This window comes from Nocardiopsis sp. KDC1DS13DA1 (assembly GCF_055632325.1).
This window is the reverse complement of sequence record NZ_JBVMUY010000040.1, coordinates 86,723-113,481: the sequence shown is the minus strand read 5'-3', so window position 1 is coordinate 113,481 and position 26,759 is coordinate 86,723. Positions and strand designations below refer to the sequence as shown.

Below are 26,759 nucleotides of genomic sequence, written 5' to 3'. Positions count from 1 at the left end.
TAGTCCTCCGTGACCGAGGCCCAGTCCCAGGAGACCGCAAGCCCCGGACCGGACGCCGAGGACGCGCGGACGCTGGACGCGGGCACCTACGAGGTGCTCCGCGCCCGGCTCCGCGAGCAGACCGGCGAGCTGGCCCGGCGAACCGAGGCACTCAACGCCCGCCGCCTGGAGGTGTTCGGCGGGTCGGACATGACCCTTCTGGGGACCGAACGCGTGCGCACCGAGCACAACTGCGTCCCCCGGGACATCATCAGCGTCGGGCGTTCCGTCGGCGACGGCGCCGACGGGGACATGATCCTGTTCGGCTACAACGTCTTCATCGGGCTGCAACGGGAGACCCGCGTCTGCGACGTGTTCTCCACACACCGGTACGAGCACGGCGACGACTCCTTCACGTTCGTCGACGCGCCCGAGGACGCCGTGCCCGGGCTCCTGGCGGACGAGGCGTTCCGGCAGGACTTCGCGCGGCTGTACCGCTACTACCGGGACACCCGGCTGTTGCAGCTGCGCCGTGTGGAGGACCGCCTGCTGGCGGTGTTCCAGACGGGGCCCAACACCGAGGACGTACGCGTTCTGCGGTGGTCGGTCTCGCCGGAGGGCGGGCTCTCCTACACGGACGACCGCGGCGAGCGCGACCACGTCCGCCCGCCCGCACACGACTTCACGTGGGTGGAGACCACCCGTGAGGACCACGTGTCCGGTCGCCACCCGCACATCTCGATCCTCGACGAGCTGTTCGTGGAGACGGTGAACGGCGACCTCACCATCAAGGTGGAGAACAACACCGAGGTCGGCGAGGGGATCTACAGCGAACCGGTCGACGAACCGCTGCAGAGCCTGGCCGACGCCTCGGTCCACTACGCGCGGGTGGGCGCGCTCGTCCTCCTGCGCGTCCTGCCCTACAACGAGACCGAGTGGCGCCACCTGGTCTTCAACACCCGCACCAAGGCGGTCGAGCGGCTCGACGGGATCGGCCAGGCGTGCCAGCGGCTGCCCGACGACCAGGGGCTGATCTTCCCCGGCGGGTACCACCTGACCACCGGCGCGGTGCGCACGTTCGACACCGACGTCACCGACCTGGAGTTCGAGCGGGTCGTGCGCTCGCCCAACGGCGAGGACGTGCTCTACGTCTTCCACTCGCCCGCGGACGGCCGCAGCCTGCTGCTGTCGTACAACACCATCCGCAAGGAGGTCGCCACCCCGATCGTCTGCCACGGGTACTCCCTGTTCGACGACGGCACGATGACCGTCTTCCGGGAGACCTCGAACGAGCCGACCCGCGTGCACCCGATGCAGGTGTGGCGGACCCCGTACGTGTCGGACGTGTACGCGGCGGCCCAGCCGGTGGGCACCGGCCCGCTGGAGCGCGTCGGCAACGCCGAACTGGTCCGGGGCGTGTCCGAGTGCCTGTCGGTGACCCGGATCGCCAGCGACATGAGCCCGTCCGCCGAGGTCTTCGAGGCGATCATCGCCTCCTGCCGCCGGGTGGCCGACCGGTTCCACTGGCTCGGCGACGGTGAGCTGGGCGACCTTGCCACCCCGCTGTCGGAGGTGCGGGCCACCGCCGAGCGGGTGCTGGAGGAGTTCGAGACCGTCCAGACCCTGACCCGGCAGGCCGCCGACGCCCTCGCGGAGACCGAGACGCGGGTGATGACGCTCATCCGCACGTCGCGGGGGGAGACCCCCCGGTCGGCGGAGGGCTGGGTGGAGCGGCTGACCGGGCTGCGCCGCGCGCAGGGCCGGGCGGCCACGCTCTCCGAGACGCGCTACGTGGACACCGACCGGCTGGCCGAGCTGGACGGGCGGCTGTCCGAGGAGATCGACGCGGTCGGCCGGAGGACGGTGGCCTTCCTCGAACAGGACGACGCGTTCGAGGGGTACCACTCCGACGTGGCGCGGCTGGTCGGGGAGGCCGAGGGGATCGACGCGGTCAGCGCCGCGACGGCCGTCGGCGAGCGCGTCGAGGAGCGCGCCGAGGGCCTCCAGGTGGTCACCGAGGTCGTGGGGTCCCTCGACATCGGGGACGCCCGGATCCGCACGCGGATCCTGGAGCGGATCGGCGAGGTCCTGGGCGGGATCAACCGTGCGCGGGCCACCCTGGAGTCGCGCCGCAAGGAACTGCTGGCCCGGGAGGGACGGGCCGAGTTCGCCGCGGAGTTCGCGCTGCTGGGGCAGGCGATCACCGGCGCGTTGGCCGCCGCCGACACCCCCGACCGCTGCGACGAGCAGCTCGGCCGGATCATGCTCCAGGTGGAGAACCTGGAGTCGCGGTTCGCCGAGTTCGACGACTTCCTGGCGGAGCTGTCCGACAAGCGCGAGGACGTGTACGAGGCGTTCTCCACACGCAAGCAGTCGCTCGTGGACGAGCGGTCGCGCCGGGCGGACCGCCTGGCCTCGTCCGCCGCCCGGGTCCTGGAGGGTGTGCACCGCCGGGTCGCCGCGCTCTCCACCCTGGAGGACGTCAACACCTACTTCGCCTCCGACGCGATGGTGACCCGGCTGCGGCGCACGGTCGGGGAGATGCGCGAGCTCGGCGACTCCGTGCGGGCCGAGGAGCTGGAGGGCCGGATCCTGTCGGCCCGGCAGGAGGCCGGCCGGGCGCTGCGGGACCGGACCGACCTGTTCGAGGGCGGGCCCGGCGGCGAGACCATCCGGCTGGGGCGGCACCGGTTCGCGGTCAACACCCAGCCGATCGACCTCACCCTCACCCCGCACGACGGGACGATGGCCGTCGCGCTCACGGGCACCGACTACCGCGAACCGGTCACGGACGCGGCCCTCGGCCGGACCCGCCACCTGTGGGACCGGCTGCTGGTCTCCGAGAGCGACGACGTCTACCGGGCGGAGTACCTGGCGACGTCGATCCTGGCCGCCGCGGAGGAGGGCTCTCTGGAGGCGGCGGGGGCCGACGGCCGTCGACCGGGCCTCAGCCTCGACGCCCTGGTCGAGGCGGGGGTGCACGCGGAGAACGGGTCCCTGCTGGAGCTGGTGCGCGGGGTCGCCGAGACCCGCTACGACGAGGGCTACGAGCGCGGGGTGCACGACCACGACGCCGCCCTCATCCTGTCCGCGCTGCTCAGGCTGCGCGCCGGGGCCGGTCTGCTGCGCTACCCGGGTACCACGCGCGCGGTGGCGCAGCTGTTCTGGGCCCACGGCGCGGGCAAGGAGGAGCGGACCGCCTGGCGCACGCGCGCCGGGTCGCTGGCGCGCGCCCGCGCGGTCTTCGGAGCGCGGCGGTCGGCGGCGATCGACGCGCTGCGCGCGGAGCTGGCCGAGGGCGTGGACGCCTTCCTCGCCGAGACCGGGCTGTACCGGGACACCGACCTGGAACTGGTGGGCGAGTACCTGTTCGAGGAGCTGGCCGAGGGCTCCCGGGCGTCGTCGGGCTTCGTCTCCGGGGCGGGCGCGCGGCTGCTGCTGGACCGGTTCCACCGGGCGCTGGGCAGTACGGGGCAGACCACGCGCAAGGCGTTCGAGGACGACCTGCGCGCGCTGGAGGGCGACCTGGCCGCGCGGCACCAGCTGGTGACCGCGTGGTTGGAGGCGTTCGCGGCCACGCTCGACGAGGTGGACCCGGGCGACCTGCCCGAGGCGGCGGCGATCGCACTCACCGGGTCGGCCGTGGAGCGGTACGAGTCGTCGGCGGCGGTGGGCGAGACCGTGACGGGTCTGCTCGGCACCCACCCGCGTGTGCGGGACCGGTCCGTGGAGGTGCGGCTGGACGAGATCCTGCCGCGCACCCGGGCGTTCCGCACACACGACGTGCCCGCCTACCGGGACTTCCAGCGGCGCCGCAACGAGCTGGTGGCCGCCGAGCGCGAGCGCCTGCGGCTGGAGGAGTACCGGCCCAAGGTGATGAGCGGGTTCGTCCGCAACCGCCTGCTGGACGAGGCCTACCTTCCGCTGATCGGTGACAACCTGGCCAAGCAGCTGGGCGCGGCGGGGGACGACAAGCGAACCGACCAGAGCGGCCTGCTGCTGCTCATCTCCCCGCCGGGGTACGGCAAGACCACGCTGATGGAGTATGTGGCGAGCCGCCTGGGCCTGGTGTTCGTCAAGGTCAACGGACCCGCTCTGGGGCACGGCGTGACCTCGCTCGACCCGGACGAGGCACCCGACGCCACGTCGCGGCAGGAGGTCGAGAAGATCTCCTTCGCGCTGGAGACGGGCAACAACGCCCTGCTGTACCTGGACGACATCCAGCACACCAACCCGGAGCTGCTCCAGAAGTTCATCTCGCTCTGTGACGGCCAGCGCCGGATGGAGGGCGTGTGGAACGGCCGGACGCGCACCTACGACCTGCGCGGGAAGCGGTTCGCCGTGTGCATGGCCGGAAACCCGTACACCGAGCAGGGCAGGCGGTTCCGGATTCCGGACATGCTGGCCAACCGCGCCGACGTGTACAACCTGGGCGACGTGCTGTCCGGCAAGGAGGAGATGTTCGCGCTCAGCTACGTGGAGAACGCGCTCACCTCCAACGCCACGCTGGCCCCGCTGTCCACGCGCGACCGGGAGGACGTGTACACGTTCGTGCGGATGGCCGAGGGTGACGGGTCGGTCGGCACGGACCGGCTGAGCCACCCGTACTCGGCGGCCGAGGTGGACCGGATCGTGTCGGTGCTGCGCAAGATGCTGCGCGTGCGCGAGGTGGTGCTGGCCAACAACCAGGCCTACATCGCCTCGGCCGGCCAGTCCGAGGACGCGCGCACGGAGCCGCCGTTCCAGCTCCAGGGGTCGTACCGGAACATGAACCGGCTGGCGGAGAGGATCGTGCCGGTGATGAACGACGCCGAGGTGGAGGCCGCGATCGACGACCACTACCTGGGCGAGGCGCAGACGCTGACGTCGGGCGCGGAGGCCAACCTGCTCAAGCTCGCGGAGCTGCGCGGGGTGATGACGCCCGAGCAGGAGGCCCGCTGGACGGAGGTCAAGGAGGCGTTCCGCCGGAGCCGCTTGCTCGGCGGGGCCGAGGACGACCCGATGACGCGGGCGATCGGCGCGATGGGGCTGCTCGCCGACCGGGTGGGGTCGATCGGCACCGCCATCGACCGCGCCGCGGAGCGGTAGCGCGACCTCCGCGTACGCGGGCCGTCACTCCGGGAGGGGTGGCGGCCCGTCCGCGTCCCCGGGCCGTGACGCCGCTGATCCGGAACGTGTCCAGCGGCGCCTCGCGGACCCGCGTTCGGCCCACAGGCGTGAACCGGGCACTACGACCGGATAAACACCCGAAAGCCCCCATGTTCCGCTGACCTGACATGTGCTATTTTCGCTTCCGCCCGGGGGTCAGAGAAGAACTCCGAACAAAGAGGACGCCATGCACCATTCGGCGGCACCAGAGATCGACCTGCCCGAACTCGACTTCGACGACATGGAGGTCATGAGCGTCCGCGAGGCGGTCGCCGTCCCCGAGACCGGCGCCACCAGCGGAAGCTCCAGCTGCACCTCCACCTCCTGCTGCGGCAGCAGCAGCTGCTGCTCCGGCGGGTCCTGCGGCTGAGCCCCACACCAGCCCCGCCCGTCCCCCACACCGGCCCGCCCCACCAGAACCAATCCCCACCGATTCACTTCGCATTAAGCGATCAAAGCGTGAATCGTTTCGGACGTACTCAAGCTGTGGGTGCGTCGGTCACATAACCGACACACCCATTTCGTGGTGTACGCACACCACGCCCCCGACAACTCCAGAAGAAGGTGTTCGATGGCCACGCAGGAATCCCCCACGATCGACCTGCCCGACCTGGACTTCGACGACATGGAGGTCATGAGCGTCCGCGAGGCGGTCGCCGTCCCCGAGACCGGCGCCACCAGCGGAAGCTCCAGCTGCACCTCCACCTCCTGCTGCGGCAGCAGCAGCTGCTGCTCCTCGGGGTCGTGCGGCTGACCCCTCTCCCGGGCGGCTCCCCCCTGTCCCCGGCGGAGCCGCCCCCCACACGCCCGTCTCCACGAACACCGAGGGCCGTACGTGCACGCGATCAACGCCATCGACATCACCAAGGACTACGGGAGGGGCCAGGTCCTCCACGGGGTCACCTACCAGGTGCCCACCGGGCGGATCGCCGCCCTGCTCGGCCCCAACGGAGCAGGGAAGACGACACTGATCGAGATCCTGGAGGGGCACCGGGGCCGGACGTCCGGCCGGTTGTCGGTGCTCGGCCTGGACCCGGGCGACCGCCGCGACTTCGCACGGCTGCGCCGCCGGATCAGCGTGGTCCTCCAACAGACGATGCTGGAGCCGGGGCTGTCCGTCCGCGACGTCCTGCGCCGCCACGCCTCCTACTATCCCGACCCCCTGGACGTCGACGAGGTCCTCGAACAGGTCGACCTCACCGAGAAGCGCACCGCCCTGGTCAAGTCACTCTCCGGCGGCATGCGCCGCCGCCTGGACCTGGCCCTGGCCCTGACGGGCCGGCCCGAACTGCTGTTCCTGGACGAGCCCACCACCGGTCTGGACCCCGTGTCCCGCCGGCGCATCCACGCCCTCGTCTCCGGGCTGCGCGACAGCGGCACCACCGTGGTCCTCACCTCGCACGACCTGGTCGAGGTCCAGGAACTCGCCGACCGCGTGGACGTCATCCGCGACGGGGAGTTCATCGCCTCGGGATCCCCCGAGGAGCTCGTCCGCGGCGCGCGGGCGTCCACCGTCGTGGAGTTCGCCGCGCCCGACGGAGTCGACGACCGCCTGCCCGAGGGGGCCTGCCTCGTCAACGGCCGCGTCCGCATCCACACCGACGACCAGGACGCCGTGGTACGCCGGGTCCAGGAGTGGGCCGAGCGGGAGCGCACCGAGATCACCGGCCTGACGATCGTCCCGCCCAGCCTGGACGACGCCTACGTAGCGATGCTGGAGGGCGGAGGGAAATGACCACCGCGACACGACGCCGTCCGAGCAGCTTCCTGCTGCATGTGGACAGCGAGCTCAAGGAGTTCTGGCGCTCCCCCATCACCCTGGCCTTCATCGTGCTGATGCCGGTCATGTTCTACGTCGGGTTCGGACTGGCCTTCCGCTCCCAGGCCGACGCGGTGCGCGTGGTCGGCGAGTACGAGATCACCCAGGCCAACCTGAGCTACGGCGGTGTCCTCGGCTTCGCCCTCATGTCGGTCGCCTTCGCCAACGTGGCGATCGGACTGGCCATCCGCCGCCACCACGGCCTGTTCAAACGCTTCCGCACCACACCGGTCAGCCCGGCGACCGTGATGGGCGCCTACCTGGTGAACACCCTGCTCACCGCTGTGATCGTGCTCGTGGTGGTCACCCTGATCGGTCTCCTCGGCATGGGTGTGACCCCGGATCCGGCCCGACTGCCCCAGCTGCTCGCGGCCCTCCTGCTCGGCTTCGTGTGCCTGGCCCCGCTGGGTGCGGCCGCCTCACTGCTCCCGCCGAACGCCGACGCCGCCGTCCCCATGGTGAACGGCATCTTCTTTCCCGCCGCGTTCCTGGCCGGAGGGTTCGTCATCCTGCCCCTGGGCGACACCGTGGGCGCGGTCGTGGACCTGCTCCCGGGCCGACCGCTGACCGTGCTCATCCAGGGCGCGCTCGCCGAGTCCGGCCCCGTCTGGGACTGGCCGTCGGTGTGGCTGCTGCTCGCCTGGTCGGCGGGGGGCACCGTGGTGGCGCTGCGCTGGTTCCGGTGGGCCTCGGAGCGCGAGCCGCGCGGTTTCGGATCGGGGAGGCGCAGGACCGCCGGAGGCGAGGAGTGAGCCTCCCCGGTATCGACTGCGTGGAGGGCCCCTACCTGGTCTCCCGTGTGAACCTGTTCCCCTACCGGCCGCTGCGCGCGCCCGGTCCCGCCGTGGCGGCGGACCGCTCCCTGCTGCTGACCCTGGCGGAGGAGGAGCGGCGGAGGGAGGGCCTGCGCCGGCGGTTGGTCGACGAGCTGCACCGGGCCGCCCCCGGGCTGGAGTCCGAGCGGCACCGCCGGGAGGCGCTGGCCGTCAAGCGCGACGTGTTCAACGACCGCCCGCCACGGCGGCTCTCCGAGGGCCCCCTTCTCGAACGGGTACCGCTCCTGGCCGCGTGGGCGCAGAGCTGGGCGGCCACCGCGGAGGCCGCCCAACGCCTCGACGCCGCGCACCCCGGAGCCCTGGCGGACGAGCGCGCCGTGCTCGCCGCGTGGGCGCGCGACCCCTCCGTGGACCGGAGCACGGCGCTGTCCAGCCCGGACCTGCACCGGGCGGTGGCGGCGCGCGCCGCGGCGGACGGACCGCCGGACAAGCGGGCGCGCAAGGCGGAGGCGGCGCTGGTCCGGTACTTCTCGCGGTCGACGGTGAAGGTCAGCCCCTACTCCCTCTACACCGGGGTCCACTTCGACGACCTGGAACACCCGGTGTCGGCGGACCACGAGGGCAAACCGCTGGACTTGTGGACCAGGGCCGACCTGCGTCGGCTCCTGCCCCGGCAGGCGGCCCGGGTGCTGGCCGCCGACCCGGAGGCCCGGTCGGGCCTGGAATGGGTGCTCACCGGCAGCGCGCGCCGTGAGGGCGATCGGCTGGTCCTGCGCCGGAAGCGCTGGTCGCCGCCGGGACCCGGGCTGCGCGCGGAGGCCTTCGGCGAGGAGGAGGTCCGCCTCCCGATGACCGGTGCGTGGGGCCCGCTGCTGGCCTCCCTCCTGGAACGCGCCCGGGTCCCGGTCCGGCACGACCGTCTGCGCGACGGCCTCGCCGCGGACCTGGACCGCCCCCCGGAGGCCGCGGCGGCCCTGCTGGACCGGCTCGTCGGGGAGGGGATCCTGGTCCCGTGGGCCCCGGCCGCCGAGCAGTCCCCCGACTTCGCCCGGAGCTGGCACGACCTGGCGGCGCGGCTGCCCGGGGCGGCCGCGGCCAGGGTGGCCGCCGCCCTCCGGAGTACCGGGGAGGTGCTCGACGGGTTCGGCGCCGCCGACGGTGCGGAGCGGGCACGCGGGATCCTCCGCCTCCAGCGGTCCTGGTCGGCGGCCCTCGGCGAGCCGGGCACGGCGACGTCGCCGGTGGTGGAGGACTGCTTCGTGTCGCACGGGGCGCCCGTCCCCCGCGCGTGGACCCGCGCCTGGTCGTCGGACCTGCACCGGCTGATGCCGCTGCTGTTCGCGCTGGACGACCAGCGGGTGCTGTCGGGCGCCCTGGAGAGCGTGTTCACGGCCCGCTACGGCCGGGGCGGCCGGTGCGCCGACCTGGACGGGTTCGCCGAACACGCGCGTGCGGCCTTCCCCCTGACACAGCGCCTGATGTCCGACGGAACCGGGGCCGGGGACACCGGCGCCGACGGCGCGCTGGCCGCGCTGCTGGCGGCCCGGCGGCGGGCGGTGGAGCACCTCACCGCGCTGGCGCGGGAGGACGCCGGGTCCGTCGAGGTGGACCCGGAGGTCGTGGACGAGATCGCCGGGCTCCTGCCGGAGCGGGAGTTCGCGGTGACCAGGTCCTTCGCGGTGTTCGGCCACCCCGACCGGGGCGGACTCGTCCTCAACCACGTGTACGGGGGGCGCGCCCGCTACTTCAGCCGGTTCCTCGCCGACCTCCCCCCTGACGTCCGCGCCCGCGTGGCCGACCACGTCCGGCGCCTGTCCCCGGAGGGCGCGGCCACCGTGCACATGAGGTCCGCCCTGGGGTTCAACGCCAACCTGTCACCGCTGCTGGCCGACGGGGAGCTGGCCCTGCGCGACGAGCCGGTCCTCGCCGACGGCCCCTCCACCCGCGACCTGGAGCTGGTGCACACCCCGAACGGCCTGCGGCTCGTCCTCGCCTCCACCGGCCAGGAGGTCGACCCCCTCTACACGGGGTTCCTCGTGCCGCACGCGCTGCCCTACGACGAGATGCTCGTGGCCATGGTGGCGGACTCGCCGTTCTTCTCGTTCGGCGACCTCGCCCTGGACCTGCACGAGCGCTGGTCCGAGCACCACATGGGCAGGGCAGCGGCCGAAGGCCGTCCGTTGCGGGTGGACGCCCCACCCTCCGCGCGGCGGCCCGGGGGCGGTGGCGGGACCCCGCGGATCTCCTTCGGCGACGTGGTGCTGTTCCGCCGCCGCTGGGCCGTGGACGCCTCCTCCCTGCGGGCGGAGCCGGGCGAGTCGGCCGAGGCGCTGTACCGCCGGGTCAACACGGAACGCCTGTCCCGCGGCATCCCCGACCAGGTGTTCGCGCGCCCCCTCCAGGGCGCCCGGCTCGGACCGCTGGAGCGCGCCATGGCGCCCAAGCCCCAGCACCTCGACTTCCTGAGCAGGCTGCACACGGCCACCGCGGCCAAGCGGCTGGCCCACCTGGGACAGACCCTGATGCTGGAGGAGTTCCTGCCGAGCCCCGAGGACGGCGGTCTGCGGGGGCCGGACGGCCACCACGCCACCGAGGTGTTCCTCGAACTCTCCGCCGTCCCCCGGCCCCCGTCCCCTCCGATGCCCGACCCCCCAGGCGAAGCGAGGCTGGTCCCTTGACCGTCGGACTCCGAGTGACCTACTACGACAGCGACAAGAGCGCGCTCCTGGGCGAGTGCCTCGTCCCGGCCGCCCTGCGGATCGCGGCCCGGGAGGGCGTCGACTCCGCGTGGCTCCACCTGCACTGGCGGCTGGGCCCGCACTGCGTGCTCTACCTGGACGGCGACCCCGTACCGGTGGCGGAGGCCGCCGGGTGCGCCGAGGCCGACGTCCGGGAGTTCCTGGAGCGCAACCCCTCCGGGAGCGCCCTCGACCCGGAGCGGTACGCGGCCTTCTCCGAGCGGATGGGCCGCTTGGAACTGGTGGCGCCGCCCTACGCGCCGCTGGAACCGGACAACTCCGTCCGCTGGCTGCGGGACGATCCGGTCGACACGTTCCTGCGCGGCCCCGAGGCGGTCGCGCTCAAGGGCCGGGTACTGACCGACGGGCTCTCCCGCGTGGCCGACCGGATCGGCGGGAACGCGGTGTCCTCGCACGTGTTCGCCGGGATGGGAGCGATCGCCACCCGCTACCCCGAGTGGGGGCTGCGCTCCGGATACCAGGCGTTCCTCTCGCACTGGAAGGAGTACTTCCACTGGTCCGACCCGGAGGGCACGGCGCAGGAACGGCTCGCCGCCTCCTACCGGGACCAGCGCGAGGGGCTGGTCGCCGCCCTGCGCGAGGTGCACGGGGGCACGACGGCGGACCCGTCCGCGCTGACCTGGCTCGAATGGACCGGGCGCTGGCTGCCCGAGGCGGTCGCGCTCGCCCGCCGGGGACACATCCTGCCGTTCCCGCACCCGGACCGCCAGGAGGCGGCGGCACGGTTCGGCGACCACACGCGGGTGCGCTGGAGCGGGTCGGACGAACGCTCCTACAGCGACTTCCACCAGGAGTTCAGGAAGCTGGACTTCACCAGGCTCGGCGACGGGCACGGTTTCGCGGCGTTCCGGTTCGTGATCAACTGCTTCTTCGACCTGCTGCCCCTCATGGGGGTGACGCCGATCCAGCGGTACTCCCTGGCCTACCTGTTCACCGAGGCGGCGCAGGAGGTGGTCGGCGAGACCTGGGAGCAGACCGTGGGCCGGGTCGTCGACCACCAGCAGAGCGACCCCGAACTGCGGCCGACTCTTCCGTGGGTGGGCGATGCCTGACCACACGGTTCCCACCCGTCTCAAGAGCGCCGTCCGCGCCCGTTCCCTCCCGGAGGAGGGGGTCGCCGTGAGCATGGGCGCGACCGCCGTCGTCGTCCGCGGGGCCCAGGCCGACACCGTGTGGCGGGCCCTGGAGCCCACGCTGCGCGCGGGTTTCGACCGCGGGGCCCTGACCGCCCGGTTCCCCGCCCGGGGGCGGCCCTTCCTGGAGGGCATGCTCGACCAGTTGGAGGAGCACGGCTTCCTGCGCGAGGTGGAGGAGGAGACCGAGCCCGCCGAGTCGGACCGCCCGGCCTTCGCCCACCTGGAGGCGATGACCCGCCGGCCGTTCGCGGCGCTGCGCGCCCTGCACCGGAGCACGGTCCGGGTCCGCTCCTCCTGCCCGCGTCTGGAGGCGGAGACCCTGCGCGCGCTGCGGCGCGCGGGCTTTCGCTCCGTGCGGACGGAGTCCGGGCCGGACCGCGGAACACTGCTGACCACGCGGCTCCTCGTCCCCGGGCACGAGGAGGCCCTGCACCTGGTCGCGGCCGGCGGGGGCGTGTGGGTGTCGGGACCCCGCGACGCCGCCGCCGGTCCCGCACTGGTCGAACGCGTCCAGGCCTGGTTCCGCGACCGGCCCCCGGAACAGGGCCGGCCCCCGCTGGGGGAGCCCGCGCTGGGGATCACCCGGTCCCTCGTCGCCGCCCAGCTGGCCCTGGCGCTGGTCGCCCACGTGGCCCGCTGCGCGGACGGGGCCGCCGCGGGCCCCGCCCCGGCGGCGGACCCGGAGTTCATGGTGACCACCGACGACCTCGTCAGCGAACCGCACCCCTTCGTCGCCCCGCCCGCCCTGGACCCCGCGCGCACCGCTCCCCCCGCCCCCGTGAACGCCGACGGCACGCCCCCCGCCGAGGCCCCCGAGCAGCTGGAGGCGGTCGCGCACCTGTGGGACCGGGTGTTCGGTCCGGTGGGGGCACCCGTCCCCGGCGACCTTCCCCAGCTCCCCGTGGGCCTGGCCCGGGTGGACCGCTCCGACCTCGTCGGCTGCGGTCTGACCACCGCGCAGGCCAGGGTGGACGCCCTGCTCGGCGGCCTGCACGCCACCGCGTGGCGGGACGGCCCGCGCAGGGACGACGGCGACGGGCTCGGACTCGGTCTGACGCCGACCGCCGCGGTCGGCGCGGCCGTCGGAGACCTGGTCCTGGCCGACGGGGCGGACGGGTGGAAGGACGTCGGTCCGCCCGCCCCGTCCGCCTCCGCGCGTCGGCTGTGGGCGGCGCTGACCCTGCGCTTCGGGGTGTCGGCCCGGCTCCTGGTCCGCACCTGGGAGGGGTTGTGGCTCGCCCGGGCGCTGACCCCGGAGGGCGACCTCCTCGGCTCCGGTGCGGCGGCCGACCCCGACGCGTGCGTGCGGGAGGCCCTGCTCCGCGCCGTCGCCGGGGTCCAGGCCGACCACGGCTCCGTGGTCCGCTCCGCGGCCCGGACGGACGCCGCCACCGCGTCACTCGCGCGGTGGGCCGGGGAGACCGGGCTGGTCCGGGTGGAGGAGCCGGTCGGCGCCGGGGAGTGGCGGCGGCGCGGTGTGTTCGCGGCGGTGGCCCGATGGTCGTGACCGCGCGCGTCCCCCACCCGACCGGCGCCACGATGGCCGCGCCGCACACCACCCGGGTCGGCGGGGGTGTGCTGTACACCGGGATGAACGGCGCCCTCGCGGTCCTGGGTCCCTGGACGCCCGACGGAGGCACGGGCTGCGCCCGCTGCGCCGGGCTGTGGCGGCGCGACCTGGAGGGCGGCGTCGACCCCGACCTGGCCGACGCCGACCCGTCCCTGTTCGTCCTGTGGTCGGACACCTTCGCCCGGCTGGCCGACGCCGCCCTCGGCGCCCCCGAGGAGCTGCGGCTCGCACTCGTCGCGGTGGACTGCCGTACCGGAGAGGTCACCCGGCACCGGTTCGTCCCCCACCCGCACTGCGCGTCCTGCTTCCCCGACGGGGCCGGTCTGGCCCCGCCGGGGACGCTCGACCCGCACACCCCCCAGCCGACCGTCGGCGACGCGCTCCGGACCCGGTCCATGGACCGGACCGGCCTGCGCGAGCGGCTGCTCGACTTCCGGTTCGGCCCGGCCGCGCACGTCTACCGCGACGAGGAGTCACCGCTGTCCCTCGTCACCTGCGAGACCGTGGCCCCCGGGCACTCCGCGCGCGAGGGCGGCTACGGCCGGTCCACCCGCTTCTCCGACAGCGAGGTCCCCGCCCTCCTCGAAGGCGTGGAACGCGTGACCGGCGGCCGCCGGCTCTCCGGCGCGGCGACGGTGTCCGGCTCCTACGCCCGGCTCGCCGACGACGCCGTGGACCCCGCACGGCTCGGCCTGCACGAACCCGGGTGGTACGGCCACCCCGCCTTCGACCCGGTCCCCTACACCCCGGACACCCCCACCACCTGGGTGTGGGGCTGGTCCACCCTGGAACGGCGCCGGGTCCTGGTGCCCGAACACGTGGCGTACTGGCACACCCGCGGGACCCGCTTCCTGTACGAGTCCTCCAACGGGTGCGCGGTGGGGGCGTCCCTGGAGGAGGCCGTCCTGTATGGCCTGTTCGAGGTGGTGGAGCGGGACGCGTTCCTGCTCGCCTGGTACTCGCGCACCCGGCTGCGGGAGGTGGACGTGAGCCGGAACCCCGACCTGGTCCACCTGCTGGACCTGCTGGAGGAGCGCCGCCTGACCCTGCGCATCCTCGACCTCACCTCCGACCTGGGCGTCCCGACCGCGCTGGCGACGGTGACCGCCCGGGAGGAGGACGTCCGCGACGGCCTGGCGCCCGCGCTCAGCCTCGCCACCGGCACGCACCCCGACCCCCGCCGCGCGCTCATGGCGGCGGTCGAGGAGACCGCCACCAACGCGCTCATGTACCCGAAGTGGGTGCGGATGCGGCCGTCGGTGGGGGTCGAGCGCTGCCGCCCCATGCTCGACGACTTCACCCTGGTCCGAACCCTGGAGGACCACACGGGCATGCACGGGCTGTGGGAGGCGTGCCCGCACTGGGAGTTCCTGGACGCTCCTGCGGGGACCGTGTCCGAGGAGGGGTTCCGGGCCGGTCGGCCCTCCTCGTTCTCCGGCGCCGACCTCACCGCCCTGCTCCGCGACCAGCTGGCCCGGATGCACGCCCTCGGCCTGGACGTCGTGGTGGTGGACCAGAGCAGCACGCCCTACGTGGCGGCGGCGGGGGTGCGGTCGGTGAAGGTGATCGTCCCGGGCGCGCTGCCGATGACCTTCGGCCACACCCACCGGCGGACCCGCTCCCTGGAGCGGCTCACCCGCGCGCACACGCTGTTCGAGGGAGGAGTCCCATGGGAGAGGCCCGGCACGATCCATCCGGTCCCGCACCCGTTCCCGTGACCGGCGGCCTCGGCCCCGTGCTGGCGGCCTTCCACGCGCAGTCGCACGGCAAGGACGTCGCCCAGCCGGAAACGCTGTTCTCCGGCCCGGCCCTGTCCGTCGGCCCGGCCGACGGCGCCGGGGAGTGGACGCCCGCGCTCCCCGCGCTGGAACCGCTGCGCGGTCTGGCCGCCGCCGGTCCCCCGCTCGGCGGTCCCTGGTCCCCCGTCCAGCGGATGCTCGCCGCGAGCGTGGAGGCGGTGCGGGTGCGCAGGCTGTCGGCCGCCGACCGCTACCCGGTGCACCGCGCCTACCCCTCCCCGCGCGGACTGTTCGGCGCCGACCTGTTCGTGGTGCCCGCCGGGACCCGGCACGCGTCGGGCTGCCTGCGGGTGGACCCGCGGTCGCACGCGCTCCGGCCGGTGGCGGGGGCCCGCGCCCCGGACGACCCGGAGGCGGTCCTGTCCCGGGGCCCCGGCCCCGCCCGCCTGGTCGTCGCGGTGGACCACCGGCGCTACCCGCCCGAGTACGGCCGGCTGCGGCCGTCGCTGGCCCTGCTGGAGGGCGGACACCTGGCGGCGACGCTCGGGCTCACCCTGACCCGCGCCGGTCTGCGTCCGCGGACACGGCTGGGACCCGCGGCCGTGCCCCTGCCCGCCGGGTACTCCCCCTGTGCCAGCATCACCCTCGACACGGGCGGCGGCGGGGACGGACCGGAACTGTCCCCCGAGTCGGTGGCCCGGGTCGCGGCGGCGGCCGCCCCGACGGGAACGCACCTGCGCGGCTGGCTGGACGACCGCACCAGCGGGATCTCCACCGCCAACCTGGTGACCAGCGAACACGTCTCGCCCGAACGCGGCGCCGGGGTCACGGCCGCGCTCACCGCCGCGCTCGGCGCGGCCCGGTCGGCCGCACCCGGCCCCGACGCCCTGCGGCTGTACCGGCAGGGGCTGACGGACGGCCGGATCGACGACCGCACCGCACACGAACTGGACTCCGACGGGGTCCGGCACCCCGGACGGCACGTCCCCCGGAGCACCGACACCGCCTTCTCCTCCTCCCTCGGCTTCACCCTGACCGCGGACTTCGCGCGCTGGGCCCGCGAGCACGGACAGCACGCGGAGTCCGTCCTGCACACCCTCCTCGGCTGGATCGCCCAGTGGGGGTGCCTGGGCGCCGCCGCCACCGGACTGTGCGCACGCCCCATGCGCAACTACGAGGAGGCGGAGTGGGCCGCCGCGCTCGGGTTGGCACCCGACCAGACCCCCGCCTACCAGCTGTGGGTGCGGGTCGAACGCGGCACCTACATGGACGTCCCCGTCGACGCCGCCGCACCGGTCCCCGACAACGGAGGGAGCACACCATGACGCGCGCCTGGTCGGCCGTGTACGTCCACCTGCACCGCGACCGCGACCGCATCGACGCGTTCCTGCTCGACCACCTGGCCCCCGACGCGGAGGAGCTGGTGTCGGCGGGGCTCGCGCGCGCCTGGTTCTTCCTGCGCTACTGGGACGGCGGGCCGCACCTGCGGGTGCGGTTCCTGGACGCGGACGCCGACGCCGTCCGGGGGTTCGCGGAGCGGATGCGCGCGGCGGCGCGCAAGACCGCCGGGGACGCGGTCGAGCTGCGGAGTTCCGACTACTACGCGCGGCTGCCCCAGGCGGACCCGGACCGCTGGCACGACGACGGCGACGTGGTCGACGCGGTCTACGAGCCGGAGACCGGGCGCTACGGCGGCCCCGGCGCACTGGAGGTGTGCGAGGACTTCTTCTGCGTCAGCACGAGGATCAGCCTGGCGGTGCTGCGCGCCGCGCCCCGGCCGGACCAGCGGCTGGTGGTGGCCGCCGACCTGACGGCGCTGGCCTTCGGCGTGCTCGGGTTCTCCGACGCGGAGGCCGTCGGGCAGACCCGGGGCTACTACTACGGCTGGGACTACTCCGCCGAGGTCACCCGCGGCGACGACCGGGCCAGGGAGGCGGCCGAACAGCTCTTCCACTCCTCGCCGTCGCGGTGGTCGGGACGGCGCGACCGGGTGGAGCGGCTGGTCGCCGCCGAGGGCGACTCCACGCACCACCTGTGGCACCGGGCGCTGCGGGAGACCGTGGAGCGCCTCCGGGGGATGGAGCTCACCAACGACCTCACCCGCATCGTGTGGTCCCTACTGCACATGACCCACAACCGCCTCGGGCTGGACATCGAGGACGAATGCCTGGTCGCCTGGCTCCTGTCGCTCGCCTACCCGCGCCGGGAACCGCCCGGCGACTACTTCTCCCCCGAGCTGACCGCCCCGGACCGGGTGTACGCCGAGGCGAGCAAGTACCGGGCGGAGACGATCGGCGACGCGCACCTGCCCCGGCCGGTACCGGCGCAACGGCCCCTCCCGCCCGCCATGGACGCCGCCGTGGTCGGCCTGCCCGACCCCGGTCCGCTCACGGCCGAGCTGGGGGAGGTCCTGGCCCGCCGGTCGAGCGCGCACGGGGACTACGGCTCCTACCTCGCCCTGGCCGACCTCTCCCGGCTCCTCGCCCACGCCGCGGGGACCAGCACGGCGCGCGCGGGCGGGTTCGGACGCCCGTCGTCCCCCGCCGTCCTCGACGGACGGCCTCCGGCCGCGGCACCCGCCGTCCCCTCACCCTCCACCGGCCCCCGGCGGAGGGCCGCCGACTCCGGCTTCTCCCCCCGCAACCACCCCAGTCCGGGCGCCGCCTACGCCACCGAGGTCCACGTGGTGGCCCGGCACGTGGACGGTCTGGCACCCGGCACGTACCGTTACCTGGCCGAGGAGCACGCGCTGCTGCGGACCGACGGCCCCCGGGACGCGGAGCGCCTGGCGGGCCTGTCCCCCTTCCTCCGGGAGGAGGCGGACGGACGCCCCGGGGCGGTGGCGGACACGGTCGGGGCCCTGGTGATCCTGGTGGGCGACGTGGGGCGGCTGCGCACCGGCTACGGGCAGCGCGCCCTGCGCCTCCTCCTCCAGGAGGCCGGGCACGTCGCGCAGAACCTGACGCTGTGCGCCACGGCGCTGGGGCTGCGGAGCCTGGTGGTGTCCGGGTTCGTCGACGACGCGGTCCACTCCCTCCTGCACGTGGACGGCGTCGACCGGGTGGCGCTCACCCTCGTGCCCGTGGGCGCGCCGGACCGCTGACGCACGGCCCCGGCGGCCCCGGGCGGTGCCGCGGCCCGTCGGTTCAGAGGCGGACCGACGCGCGCCCCGGCTCCGTGAGCAGTCTCGGGTCGCGGTCGCGCAGGAGGGCGACGAGCGGGGCGGCCGTGCCCGCCTCCTGCGCGTGCGCTCCCTCCTCGGCGGTCAGACCCACGAGCTGGAAGAACATGACCAGCCCGTTCTCCGTCCGCATGGCGCGGACCTCGGTGTCGGGGACGATGACCAGCGAGGTCATGTCACCGTTCGCGGGCTCCCCGCCGAGCGGCGACGGGGTGACGATCCAGTGGCCGACGTCCAGGTCGCTGCCCGCGAGGAAGCGCTCGGCCAGCGCGTGCAGGACGCGCAGGATCCAGGCGGGGACGGAGCGGTCGTCGGGGTCGCGGGGGATCCGGCAGGTGAACTCGAACCCCGCCCCGGAGATCCGCTTCTCCTCACTGGTCTTCTCGCCCAGCTCCGTCAGGCCGAAGCCCACCAGGAGCCAGTGCCCCTCCAGGGGGTAGGCGAGGACGCCGTCCAGGCCCTCCCCGCCCCGGCCGTCCGCGGCGAACTGGACGGTGAGGGGCTGGACGTCGGGGTACCTCAGCGCCCACTCCTCGTAGATCCGGGTGAGCCCGGGCAGCATCTCCAGCATGGTGTCGTGGCTCCCCACATCAGGTGTCCGTGCACGTCCGAGCATAGGAGCACGACAGGGCGAACATTCTGTACCTCATGGTATGTACAGTACGGGTGTGAACACAGCGGAACGACTCATCGAGAGCACCCGGGAACTCCTGTGGGAGCGCGGATACGTCGGCACCAGCCCGCGGGCCGTCCTCGAACGGGCCGGAGCGGGGCAGGGCAGCATGTACCACCACTTCCGGGGCAAACGGGAGCTGGCGCTGGCCGCCATCCTGCGGACCGCCGAGGAGCTGCGCGAACGCGCCGAGGAGCAGCTCCGCGGCCCGGGCACCGCGCTCGACCGGATCACGGCGTACATGCGGCGCGAGCGCGACGTCCTCAGGGGCTGTCCGGTCGGTCGGCTGACGCAGGACCCGGACGTGATGGCCGACGCCGAACTGCGCGCCCCGGTGGACGACACCCTCCGGTGGCTGCGCGGCCGCCTGGCGGAGGTGGTGGCGGAGGGACGCGACCGAGGCGAACTGGACCCGGCGACGGACCCGGACCTGATCGCCGCCGCGCTGGTCGCCGCCGTGCAGGGCGGCTACGTCCTGGCTCGCGCGGCGGACTCCACCGAACCGTTCCACCAGGCCGTGGCGGGTGTGCTCGGTCTCCTGGCCGACCGCTCCGCGACCGGATCCCGCTGACCCCGGAGGAGATCTCCCCGTGTACGCCAAGCAGTACGAGATCACCCTGCCCGCCGACCACGACATGAACACGATCCGCGCCCGCGTGGCGGCGGCCGGGCCGCTCCTGGACGACCGCGCCGGGCTGGGGCTCAAGGCCTACCTCATCCGGGAGCGGGGGGTGCACGGCTCCCCCGTCAACCAGTACGCGCCGTTCTACCTGTGGAACGACGTGGGCGCGATGGCCGAGTTCGTCGTCGGCGGGGGCGGGTTCCAGAACATCGTCCGCGACTTCGGCCGTCCCGCCGTCCGGCACTGGACCGGCGTGGCCCGCGAGCGCGGCCCCGCGCGCGACTCGGCCCCCCGGTGGGCCACCCGGCGGCTGACCGACCTCCCGGCCGGTTCCGGCACCGACGGCCTGGGCACCGCGGAGGCCGTCCGCCGGGAGATCGACGCCCTGCGCGGGCTCGCCGGGCACGACGGCGTGCACACCGCGGCGCTCGCCGTCGACCCCGAGCGCTGGAGCCTCGTACGGTTCGTCCTGTGGCGGGACGCGCCGAGCGAGCCGGACGGGGGCACCGAGCGGTACGAGGTCCTCCACCTGTCCGCCCCGCGCCCGGACCGCCTGCCCGACGGCCGCGCCTGGTGATCCCGGGAGGCGGTGCCCGGCGGCGGTGACGCCAGCCGCTACCGTTGCCCCGACCCCGTGCCGGACCCCGATCGGGAGCGGTTCCATCACCCTCCGCGACAGCGGGATTGCCGCCCCTGACCTGCGGCGCCGCCACACATCACTCGCCCGCGCGCCAGATGTGCCTTCCCCCACTGGCGCACAGTGCTACTGAGTAGTAACATTGACTTGTTACTAGTCGGTAGATCCGCGTGTACAGACACCGCGGCCGGGACACAGCGGAGCTGTCCATGACGCATTACAAGAGCAACCTGCGCGACATCGAGTTCAACCTCTTCGAGGTGTTCAACCGCCAGGACGTGCTGGGCAAGGGCCCGTTCGAGGAACTCGACGAGGAGACCGCCCGCACCATCCTCGACGAGATCAACCGGCTCGCCACCGGCGTCGTCGCCGAGTCCTTCGAGGACGCCGACCGCAACCCGCCGGTCTTCGACCCGAAGACGAACACCGTCGCCATCCCCGAGAGCCTGAAGAAGTCCTACCAGGCCTACATGGACGCCGGCTGGTACAACCTCGACCTCTCCCCCGAGCTCGGCGGCCTGGGCGCCCCGCGCTCCCTGGTCTGGTCCGCGGCCGAGCTCATCCTGGGCGCCAACCCCGCCATCCACATGTACTCGGCGGGTCCGGGCTTCGCGAGCATCCTGCACTCCGAGGGCAACGAGCAGCAGAAGGAGTTCGCCCGGCTCGCGATCGAGCGCGGCTGGGGCGCCACCATGGTGCTGACCGAGCCGGACGCCGGTTCCGACGTCGGTGCCGGACGCACCAAGGCGGTCGACCAGGGCGACGGCACCTGGCACATCGAGGGCGTCAAGCGCTTCATCACCTCGGCCGAGCAGGACATGACCGAGAACATCTTCCACCTGGTGCTCGCGCGCCCCGAGGGCGCGGGCCCCGGCACCAAGGGCCTCTCGCTCTTCCTGGTCCCCAAGTACCTGGTCAACGAGGACGGCTCCCTCGGTGAGCGCAACGGCGCCTACGTGACCAACGTCGAGCACAAGATGGGCCTCAAGGCCTCCACCACCTGCGAGCTGACCTTCGGCGACAAGCACCCCGCCATCGGCTACCTCGTCGGCGACAAGCACGACGGCATCCGCCAGATGTTCCTCATCATCGAGTACGCGCGCATGATGGTCGGGACGAAGGCGATCGCCACCCTCTCCACCGGCTACCTCAACGCCCTGGAGTACGCCAAGGAGCGCAAGCAGGGCTCCGACCTGACCGCCGGCGGCGACAAGAACGCCCCCAAGGTCACCATCACGCACCACCCCGACGTGCGCCGCAGCCTCATGACGCAGAAGGCCTACGTCGAGGCCATGCGCTCCCTGATCGTGTACACCGCCACCCAGCAGGACGCGATCCAGATCGCGCAGGCGGCCGGGGACGACGTCAAGGAGCTGGAGGCGATGAACGACCTCCTGCTGCCGATCGTCAAGGGCGTGGGGTCCGAGCGCTCCTACGCGCTGCTCGCCGAGTCCCTCCAGACCCTGGGCGGCTCCGGGTACCTGCAGGAGTACCCGATCGAGCAGTACATCCGCGACGCCAAGATCGACACCCTCTACGAGGGCACCACCGCGATCCAGGCGCAGGACTTCTTCTTCCGCAAGATCGTGAAGAACGGCGGCGCCGCCATCGGCAAGCTCGCCGCCGAGATCAAGGGCTTCGCCCAGAGCGAGGCGGGCAACGGCCAGCTGAAGGAGGAGCGCGGGCTGCTCCTGGAGGCGGTCGAGCACGTCGAGAAGATCGTCGAGATCATGATCGGCCACGCGATGGGGTCGGCCGAGGAGCCCCGTGAGCTGTACAAGGTGGGCCTGAACTCCACCCGCCTGCTCATGGCCTTCGGTGACGTCGTCCTGTCCTGGCTGCTGCTGCGCCAGGCCGAGGTGGCCCTGAACAGCATCGACGGCGCCGAGGGCGCGGACAAGGACTTCTACACCGGCAAGATCGCCGCCGCGCGCTTCTTCGCCGAGCAGTTCCTGCCGCGCATCGCCGCCGAGCGCCGGATCGCCGAGGGCGTGAACCTGGAGCTCATGGACGTGCCCGAGTCCGCGTTCTAGGACCTGTCCCGAGCCCGGAGGGGCGGGGCGGCCGGCGGCCGCCCCGCCCCTCGCGCGTTCCCGGGGCCGGACCGGCCGGACGAGCCCCACCTCCCGACCGGCTGTGCGGTGACCTCAGCGGTCAGCTCGACGCCCTGGTCACGGTGGAGCACGGTCGGACCGGCGCGTTCCGCCACCGCCGCGACGAAAAGGTCCGGCCCCCCGGGAGTCCGGTGCCGTCCTGTGTCCGCGAGCAGGGCCTGGACCCCGACCGCCCGCTCCTCCGCTGCGGGTGTGACGTACTCGACCGGCGTCGCGGAGAGCGGGGGACGGTCGGGGTGGTTCCCCGACTCACCGCCGGACCCCGCCGGCCGGACGCCGAAGGACGAGGCGCCAGAGCACCGCGGTCGCGCAGAGCGTGGTCAGGCAGAGGGGCGCGAACGCCCACTGGAAGGAGGTCGGCGACTCCGGCAGGACCTGGAGCACCGCCCCGGCCAGGACGGTGCACAGGACGGCGGTCGAGAAGCCCGCCATGTTCACCAGACCGGAGGCGACACCGGTGCGGCTGGCGGGGATACCGTCCCGGGCGAAGTCGAAGGAGACCGTCGGCGCCAGCGTCTGCCCCAGGGCGGTCACCGCCAGGACCGCGACCCCGACCTCCGTCGGAACCCCGCCCGGCCACAGCACCAGGAGCAGCAGACCCGCGCTCAGCGACGTGCCCAGGGTCAGCCCGAGCCACACGCGCGCGTTCGGCCGACGGCCGATGGCGGCGCCCGCGAACGGCGCGACCCACAGCCCTCCGGCCGCCAGGCCCGTCAGCGTGAGCGCAGCGGCCCCCTCAGGCAGCCCCAGGCCGCCCACGAGGAACGGGTAGCCCCACAGCACCATCATCATCGTGAACGGTGCCATGACGGCCGCGTGGTGGGCCATGCCGATCCTCGGCCCCCGCGCCCGCAGCGCCTCGCCGAGCGCCTCCCACACGGGGATCGGCTCGGCCGTGGTCGACCGCCCGGCCGCACCCGCGGGCCGGTCCCGCACGACCATCAGCACCAGCAGCGCCATGAGCGCCGTGAGGCCCGCCGTGGCGAGGAAGGCGGCCACCCAGCCCACGCCCTCCAGCGCCCACGCCAGCGGCGCCGCGCTGGCCACCTGACCGGTCCCCCCGACCACACCGGTGAGGCCGCTGACGAGGGCGTAGCGCGCCCGGGGGAACCAGAGGGCCGCCAGACGGATGACGTTGAGGAAGACGAGGGCGTCGCCGAGCCCGATGAGGAACCGCCCGGCGACGGCCGCCTCCACCCCGGGGGCGAGCGCGAACAGGCACGCTCCGGCGGTCATCGCCCCCATCCCGATCACGAGCGTGTAGCGCGGGCCGAGGCGGTCCGCCAGCAGCCCGGCGGGCACCTGGAGGAGGACGTAGACGAGGAGCTGGAGCATCGGCAGCAGGGACAGCAGTGCCGGGCCGACGTCGAACCTCTCCTGCGCCTCCAGCGCGGCGACACCGAGACCGTTGCGGTGCAGCATCGCCAGGAAGTAGCCGCCGACGGCGACACCCCAGACGATCCAGGCGCGGGCGCCGCCCGCGGGTTCGGCGGGGACGGAGCCGGAACCGGTCGTGGTCGGGTCACCGGATGTACTGGTCTGTGTCACTGCGCGGCTTCTCTCCTCGTTCGGGCCCGTCCCAGTGTCCTCCAGCCTCGTGACCACCCCATACACCGGGGTCGACGGGGACGCAAAACGGACGCGGCGGTACGTGGACCCGCGGCGGCGCAAGGCACAAGACCCGACCCGATCCGGGTAAAGACTCCCTCACCTGCGTAAAGTCACCGTGAGTGAGATATCGGCGCCCGGGCGTCGCGAAAACGGGTGAAGATCGCGACAGCGAGCGTGATACCCCGCATCTCTTCCAGCCGCGAAAAGACTCGCAAACCAGTTCGACACAACCATCCTGAACTGGGGGTTCTCTCCGTCTCGAAGCTGATACCCATTCGTTAATTGTGAGATTGGTCACACCCAAAAGCCTCGACCACGGAGGGTCGGTTGCTGCTAGCATCCGGAGCGCAAAGAATAACTACGAGGTAACGACACGGTTCACGCCTCACCAACTTTGCGGAGGAAACCCGCTCACGCGGTAGCGGAGACGGCACCCCTCGAACCGCGGCCCGTGGTCGCGACAAGCGCACACGGTCCACCCGCGGTACCCGACACACACTGGAGACGACCTTGAGTCACTGGCGCCTGAACAACCCCCGGGCCTCCCGGGCGAAGTCGGCCCTCGCCAGGCGAGTCAAGCACAAGCCCCGCCACGCCTTCTGCGCCGAGCGCGCGATCACGGCGCTCCTGGGTGAGCTCGCGTCCCTGACGTCCCGGCAGCTCTACTGGTCCGGCACGTCCGAGATGGCCGTCGTGTCGGTCCAGCGCGACGTCAACGTCTGGTGCCGCGACGGCCGGTTCTTCTGGAACGACCTCTTCCGCGGTGGCGCGACCGTCTCCCACCCCGCGAGCGACCCGGTGGGCGCCGCCGCCCTCCTCAACCCGTTCGCCCGGGTCCCCGAGCCCTCCTACCAACACCACCGCCGCGCGCTGGCCGGACTCACCGCCGCCTGACCCGCGACGCGCCCACGCGTCCCGCGGGCTCCCCTCGCACACGGTTGGCTCCACGCACCGATAACGCCCGGAATGTCCTGGTCTGCGAAACTGTCTCCTCAGAAGCAGACGGACGAAGGGACACACCGTGGGCACACACGTCGCCAGCGAGGACCGCTACGACTCCGTGGAGTACCGCCGCTGCGGCGACAGCGGCCTGCACCTGCCCCGCCTGTCCCTCGGGCTGTGGCAGAACTTCGGCGCCGACCGCGACTTCGAGGGCCAGCGCCGCATCCTCCTGCGCGCCTTCGACCTCGGCGTCTTCCACCTCGACCTGGCCAACAACTACGGCCCGCCGCCCGGCAGCGCCGAGGAGAACCTGGGCCGGATCCTCGACCGCGACCTGCGCCCCTACCGCGACGAGCTGGTCATCACCACCAAGGCCGGATACGTCATGGGCCCCGGTCCGCACCAGACCGGCGGCTCCCGCAAGTACCTGCTCTCCTCCCTGGACAACTCCCTCCGGCGGATGGGGCTGGACCACGTCGACATCTTCTACAGCCACCGTCCGGACCCGGACACGCCGCTGGAGGAGACCATGCTCGCCCTCCACCACGCGGTGACCTCCGGCCGGGCGATGTACGCCGGGATCTCCTCCTACGCCCCCGCCGCCACCCGCGAGGCCGCGCGGATCATGCGCGAGCTGGGTACGCCCCTGGTCGTCCACCAGCCCTCCTACTCCATGCTCAACCGGTGGGTCGAGGACGGCCTCCTGGCCGCCGCGGCGGACGAGGGCATGGGCGTGGTCGCCTTCTCACCACTGGCCCAGGGCGTTCTGACCTCCCGTTACCTGGACGGGAACGTGCCCGCCAACTCCCGCGCCGGGGTGGGTCGTCCCAGCTGGCGGGAGAACATGCTCTCCGAGTCCGTGCTGGAGCGGGCCCGCGCGCTCGACGGCATCGCCGCCGAACGCGGCCAGAGCCTGGCCCAGATGGCGATCTCCTGGGTCCTGCGCGACCAGGGTCCGCGCACGGTGACCACGGCGCTCGTCGGGGCCTCCAGCGTCGAGCAGCTCGAACACAACCTGGGCGCCCTGGACGCCCCGGAGTTCACCGACGAGGAGTTGCGGCGCATCGACGCCTGGGCCGTCGAGTCCGACGTCAACATCTGGGCCGGGGCCACCGCCTCCCGGCCCTGAGGGGCGGAGCCGGCCCGCCGCCGGAAGGGGCGGCCCGCGCCCTGGACGGCGATCGAGTACGTCCCCGGGCCCACGAACGCGTCCGGTGCGTCCGGGGGCAGCACCTCGCACAGGTGGTCCGGGGCGGGCGGCCCCTCGTGGAGACCGGGATCGGCCGGGTAACGTGAGGACGCATCGGTGCCGGGGCCCGTTCCGTGGATGCCGCTCGTCGCGAGCGGCGTCTTGGGCGCGGATCCCGCGAGGCCGAAGAGGGAGTCAGCCCGGGGTCGGCTGTCGACTCACGGGAACACGGCGAGGGTTGTGCCGGAGCGTCGCGCGGCGGAGTGTGTGTCCGCGAAAGCGCGCCCCGGCCCGGCGAGGGAGCAGGACCATGCTGAGATCCGCGATCCGACGTGCCCGACGCACCGCCCGGAGCGTCGGAGCGGCGCCCGACCGGCGTTCCAGCCCGGCGCTGGACGCGCTCGTGCGCGTGGTGGAGGGCACCGGTACGGCGGCGAGGGCGGCCACCGTGTTCGGCGACCCGGTCGTGTCCGGCGCGACCACCGTCGTCCCCGTCGCACGGGTCAGCGCGCTCAGCACGATGGGCGGCGGTTCGAGCCGTATCCCGAGCGCGGACGGGGCCGGGGGCAGCGGTCTGGCGCGGGTACGGCCCGCCGGGTTCATCGTCCTCGACGGCGTGGGCGCCCGCTTCCACCCCATCCGCCAACCCGTGACCAGGCTCGTCCTCCCCCTCGCCGTGATCACGGCGGTGGCGGCCACCCGCATCGTCGGCGTCTCGCTCAGGGAGGCCCGGCGGCGGAGGCGGTGCGCCGACGCACGGGGGCTGGCGGCGACGGCGATGGTGGAGGCGTCGAGCACGCCGTCGGCGCGGCCGGAACCGGCCACCGAGGACGGGGCGGCCCGCTCCCGGTCCCCGGAGTGAGC

At 73.6% G+C, this 26,759-nt stretch carries 19 protein-coding genes; 17 read left to right on the top strand and 2 right to left on the bottom strand.

Going from position 1 to position 26,759, the window contains the following annotated elements:
• Positions 1–9 precede the first annotated feature (9 nt).
• The 11 genes from ACTVAJ_RS26030 to ACTVAJ_RS25980 all read left to right on the top strand — a co-directional run bounded on the left by ACTVAJ_RS26030 (position 10) and on the right by ACTVAJ_RS25980 (position 18,029).
• Entirely contained in the window at positions 10–5,067 is a 5,058-nt protein-coding gene (locus ACTVAJ_RS26030) for a DNA repair ATPase (protein ID WP_470390902.1), read from the top strand.
• 247 nt (positions 5,068–5,314) lie between these two features.
• Complete coding sequence (locus ACTVAJ_RS26025) at positions 5,315–5,497, top strand: thiazolylpeptide-type bacteriocin (RefSeq protein ID WP_470390901.1); 183 nt, start codon at positions 5,315–5,317, stop codon at positions 5,495–5,497.
• Positions 5,498–5,698: 201 nt separating this feature from the next.
• Positions 5,699–5,881, top strand: a complete 183-nt coding sequence (locus ACTVAJ_RS26020; protein ID WP_268644742.1) for a thiazolylpeptide-type bacteriocin — start codon at positions 5,699–5,701, stop codon at positions 5,879–5,881.
• 81 nt (positions 5,882–5,962) lie between these two features.
• Complete coding sequence (locus ACTVAJ_RS26015; RefSeq protein ID WP_470390900.1) at positions 5,963–6,862, top strand: ABC transporter ATP-binding protein; 900 nt, start codon at positions 5,963–5,965, stop codon at positions 6,860–6,862.
• A complete protein-coding gene (locus tag ACTVAJ_RS26010; RefSeq protein ID WP_470390899.1) occupies positions 6,859–7,698 on the top strand; it encodes an ABC transporter permease in 840 nt (279 codons plus the stop codon). Before ACTVAJ_RS26015 ends, ACTVAJ_RS26010 begins: the two co-directional genes overlap by 4 nt.
• A complete protein-coding gene (locus ACTVAJ_RS26005; protein WP_470390898.1) occupies positions 7,695–10,400 on the top strand; it encodes a lantibiotic dehydratase in 2,706 nt (901 codons plus the stop codon). The genes ACTVAJ_RS26010 and ACTVAJ_RS26005 overlap by 4 nt, the downstream gene beginning before the upstream one ends.
• Complete coding sequence (locus ACTVAJ_RS26000; protein ID WP_470390897.1) at positions 10,397–11,533, top strand: hypothetical protein; 1,137 nt, start codon at positions 10,397–10,399, stop codon at positions 11,531–11,533. Before ACTVAJ_RS26005 ends, ACTVAJ_RS26000 begins: the two co-directional genes overlap by 4 nt.
• Positions 11,526–13,124: a hypothetical protein gene (locus ACTVAJ_RS25995; RefSeq protein WP_470390896.1), complete on the top strand. Its 1,599-nt coding sequence runs from the start codon at positions 11,526–11,528 to the stop codon at positions 13,122–13,124. The genes ACTVAJ_RS26000 and ACTVAJ_RS25995 overlap by 8 nt, the downstream gene beginning before the upstream one ends.
• Positions 13,115–14,905 carry a TOMM precursor leader peptide-binding protein gene (locus ACTVAJ_RS25990; protein WP_470390895.1) on the top strand — a complete coding sequence of 597 codons (1,791 nt, stop codon included), beginning with the start codon at positions 13,115–13,117 and terminating at the stop codon, positions 14,903–14,905. Before ACTVAJ_RS25995 ends, ACTVAJ_RS25990 begins: the two co-directional genes overlap by 10 nt.
• Positions 14,857–16,251, top strand: coding sequence for a nitroreductase family protein (locus tag ACTVAJ_RS25985; protein WP_470390894.1), 1,395 nt, complete (start codon positions 14,857–14,859; stop codon positions 16,249–16,251). Before ACTVAJ_RS25990 ends, ACTVAJ_RS25985 begins: the two co-directional genes overlap by 49 nt.
• Positions 16,248–18,029, top strand: coding sequence for a thiopeptide-type bacteriocin biosynthesis protein (locus ACTVAJ_RS25980; protein ID WP_470390893.1), 1,782 nt, complete (start codon positions 16,248–16,250; stop codon positions 18,027–18,029). The genes ACTVAJ_RS25985 and ACTVAJ_RS25980 overlap by 4 nt, the downstream gene beginning before the upstream one ends.
• Positions 18,030–18,072: 43 nt before the next feature.
• Here the strand turns inward: ACTVAJ_RS25980 and ACTVAJ_RS25975 are convergent, their stop codons facing one another.
• Positions 18,073–18,678, bottom strand: coding sequence for a suppressor of fused domain protein (locus ACTVAJ_RS25975; RefSeq protein WP_470390892.1), 606 nt, complete (start codon positions 18,676–18,678; stop codon positions 18,073–18,075).
• A gap of 97 nt (positions 18,679–18,775) precedes the next feature.
• Between ACTVAJ_RS25975 and ACTVAJ_RS25970 the strand changes: the two genes are divergently transcribed.
• The 3 genes from ACTVAJ_RS25970 to ACTVAJ_RS25960 all read left to right on the top strand — a co-directional run bounded on the left by ACTVAJ_RS25970 (position 18,776) and on the right by ACTVAJ_RS25960 (position 22,072).
• Positions 18,776–19,351: a TetR/AcrR family transcriptional regulator gene (locus tag ACTVAJ_RS25970; RefSeq protein ID WP_470390891.1), complete on the top strand. Its 576-nt coding sequence runs from the start codon at positions 18,776–18,778 to the stop codon at positions 19,349–19,351.
• Positions 19,352–19,370: 19 nt separating this feature from the next.
• Positions 19,371–19,979, top strand: a complete 609-nt coding sequence (locus tag ACTVAJ_RS25965; RefSeq protein WP_470390890.1) for a DUF4865 family protein — start codon at positions 19,371–19,373, stop codon at positions 19,977–19,979.
• Positions 19,980–20,248: 269 nt separating this feature from the next.
• Entirely contained in the window at positions 20,249–22,072 is a 1,824-nt protein-coding gene (locus ACTVAJ_RS25960; protein WP_470390889.1) for an acyl-CoA dehydrogenase, read from the top strand.
• 330 nt (positions 22,073–22,402) lie between these two features.
• On the opposite strand, the gene ACTVAJ_RS25955 is transcribed toward ACTVAJ_RS25960, so the two are convergent.
• The gene (locus ACTVAJ_RS25955; protein WP_470390888.1) at positions 22,403–23,701 is read right to left on the bottom strand and encodes an MFS transporter; all 1,299 of its coding nucleotides are present in this window, start codon (positions 23,699–23,701) and stop codon (positions 22,403–22,405) included.
• Between the two features lie 573 nt (positions 23,702–24,274).
• Between ACTVAJ_RS25955 and ACTVAJ_RS25950 the strand changes: the two genes are divergently transcribed.
• From ACTVAJ_RS25950 to ACTVAJ_RS25940, 3 genes are all read left to right on the top strand, one after another.
• On the top strand, positions 24,275–24,658 hold the full coding sequence (locus tag ACTVAJ_RS25950; RefSeq protein WP_470390887.1) for a hypothetical protein: 384 nt from the start codon (positions 24,275–24,277) through the stop codon (positions 24,656–24,658).
• Positions 24,659–24,785: 127 nt separating this feature from the next.
• Complete coding sequence (locus tag ACTVAJ_RS25945; RefSeq protein WP_470390886.1) at positions 24,786–25,835, top strand: aldo/keto reductase; 1,050 nt, start codon at positions 24,786–24,788, stop codon at positions 25,833–25,835.
• A 370-nt stretch (positions 25,836–26,205) separates the two neighbouring features.
• Complete coding sequence (locus ACTVAJ_RS25940) at positions 26,206–26,757, top strand: GerW family sporulation protein (protein WP_470390885.1); 552 nt, start codon at positions 26,206–26,208, stop codon at positions 26,755–26,757.
• Positions 26,758–26,759: the final 2 nt, after the last annotated feature.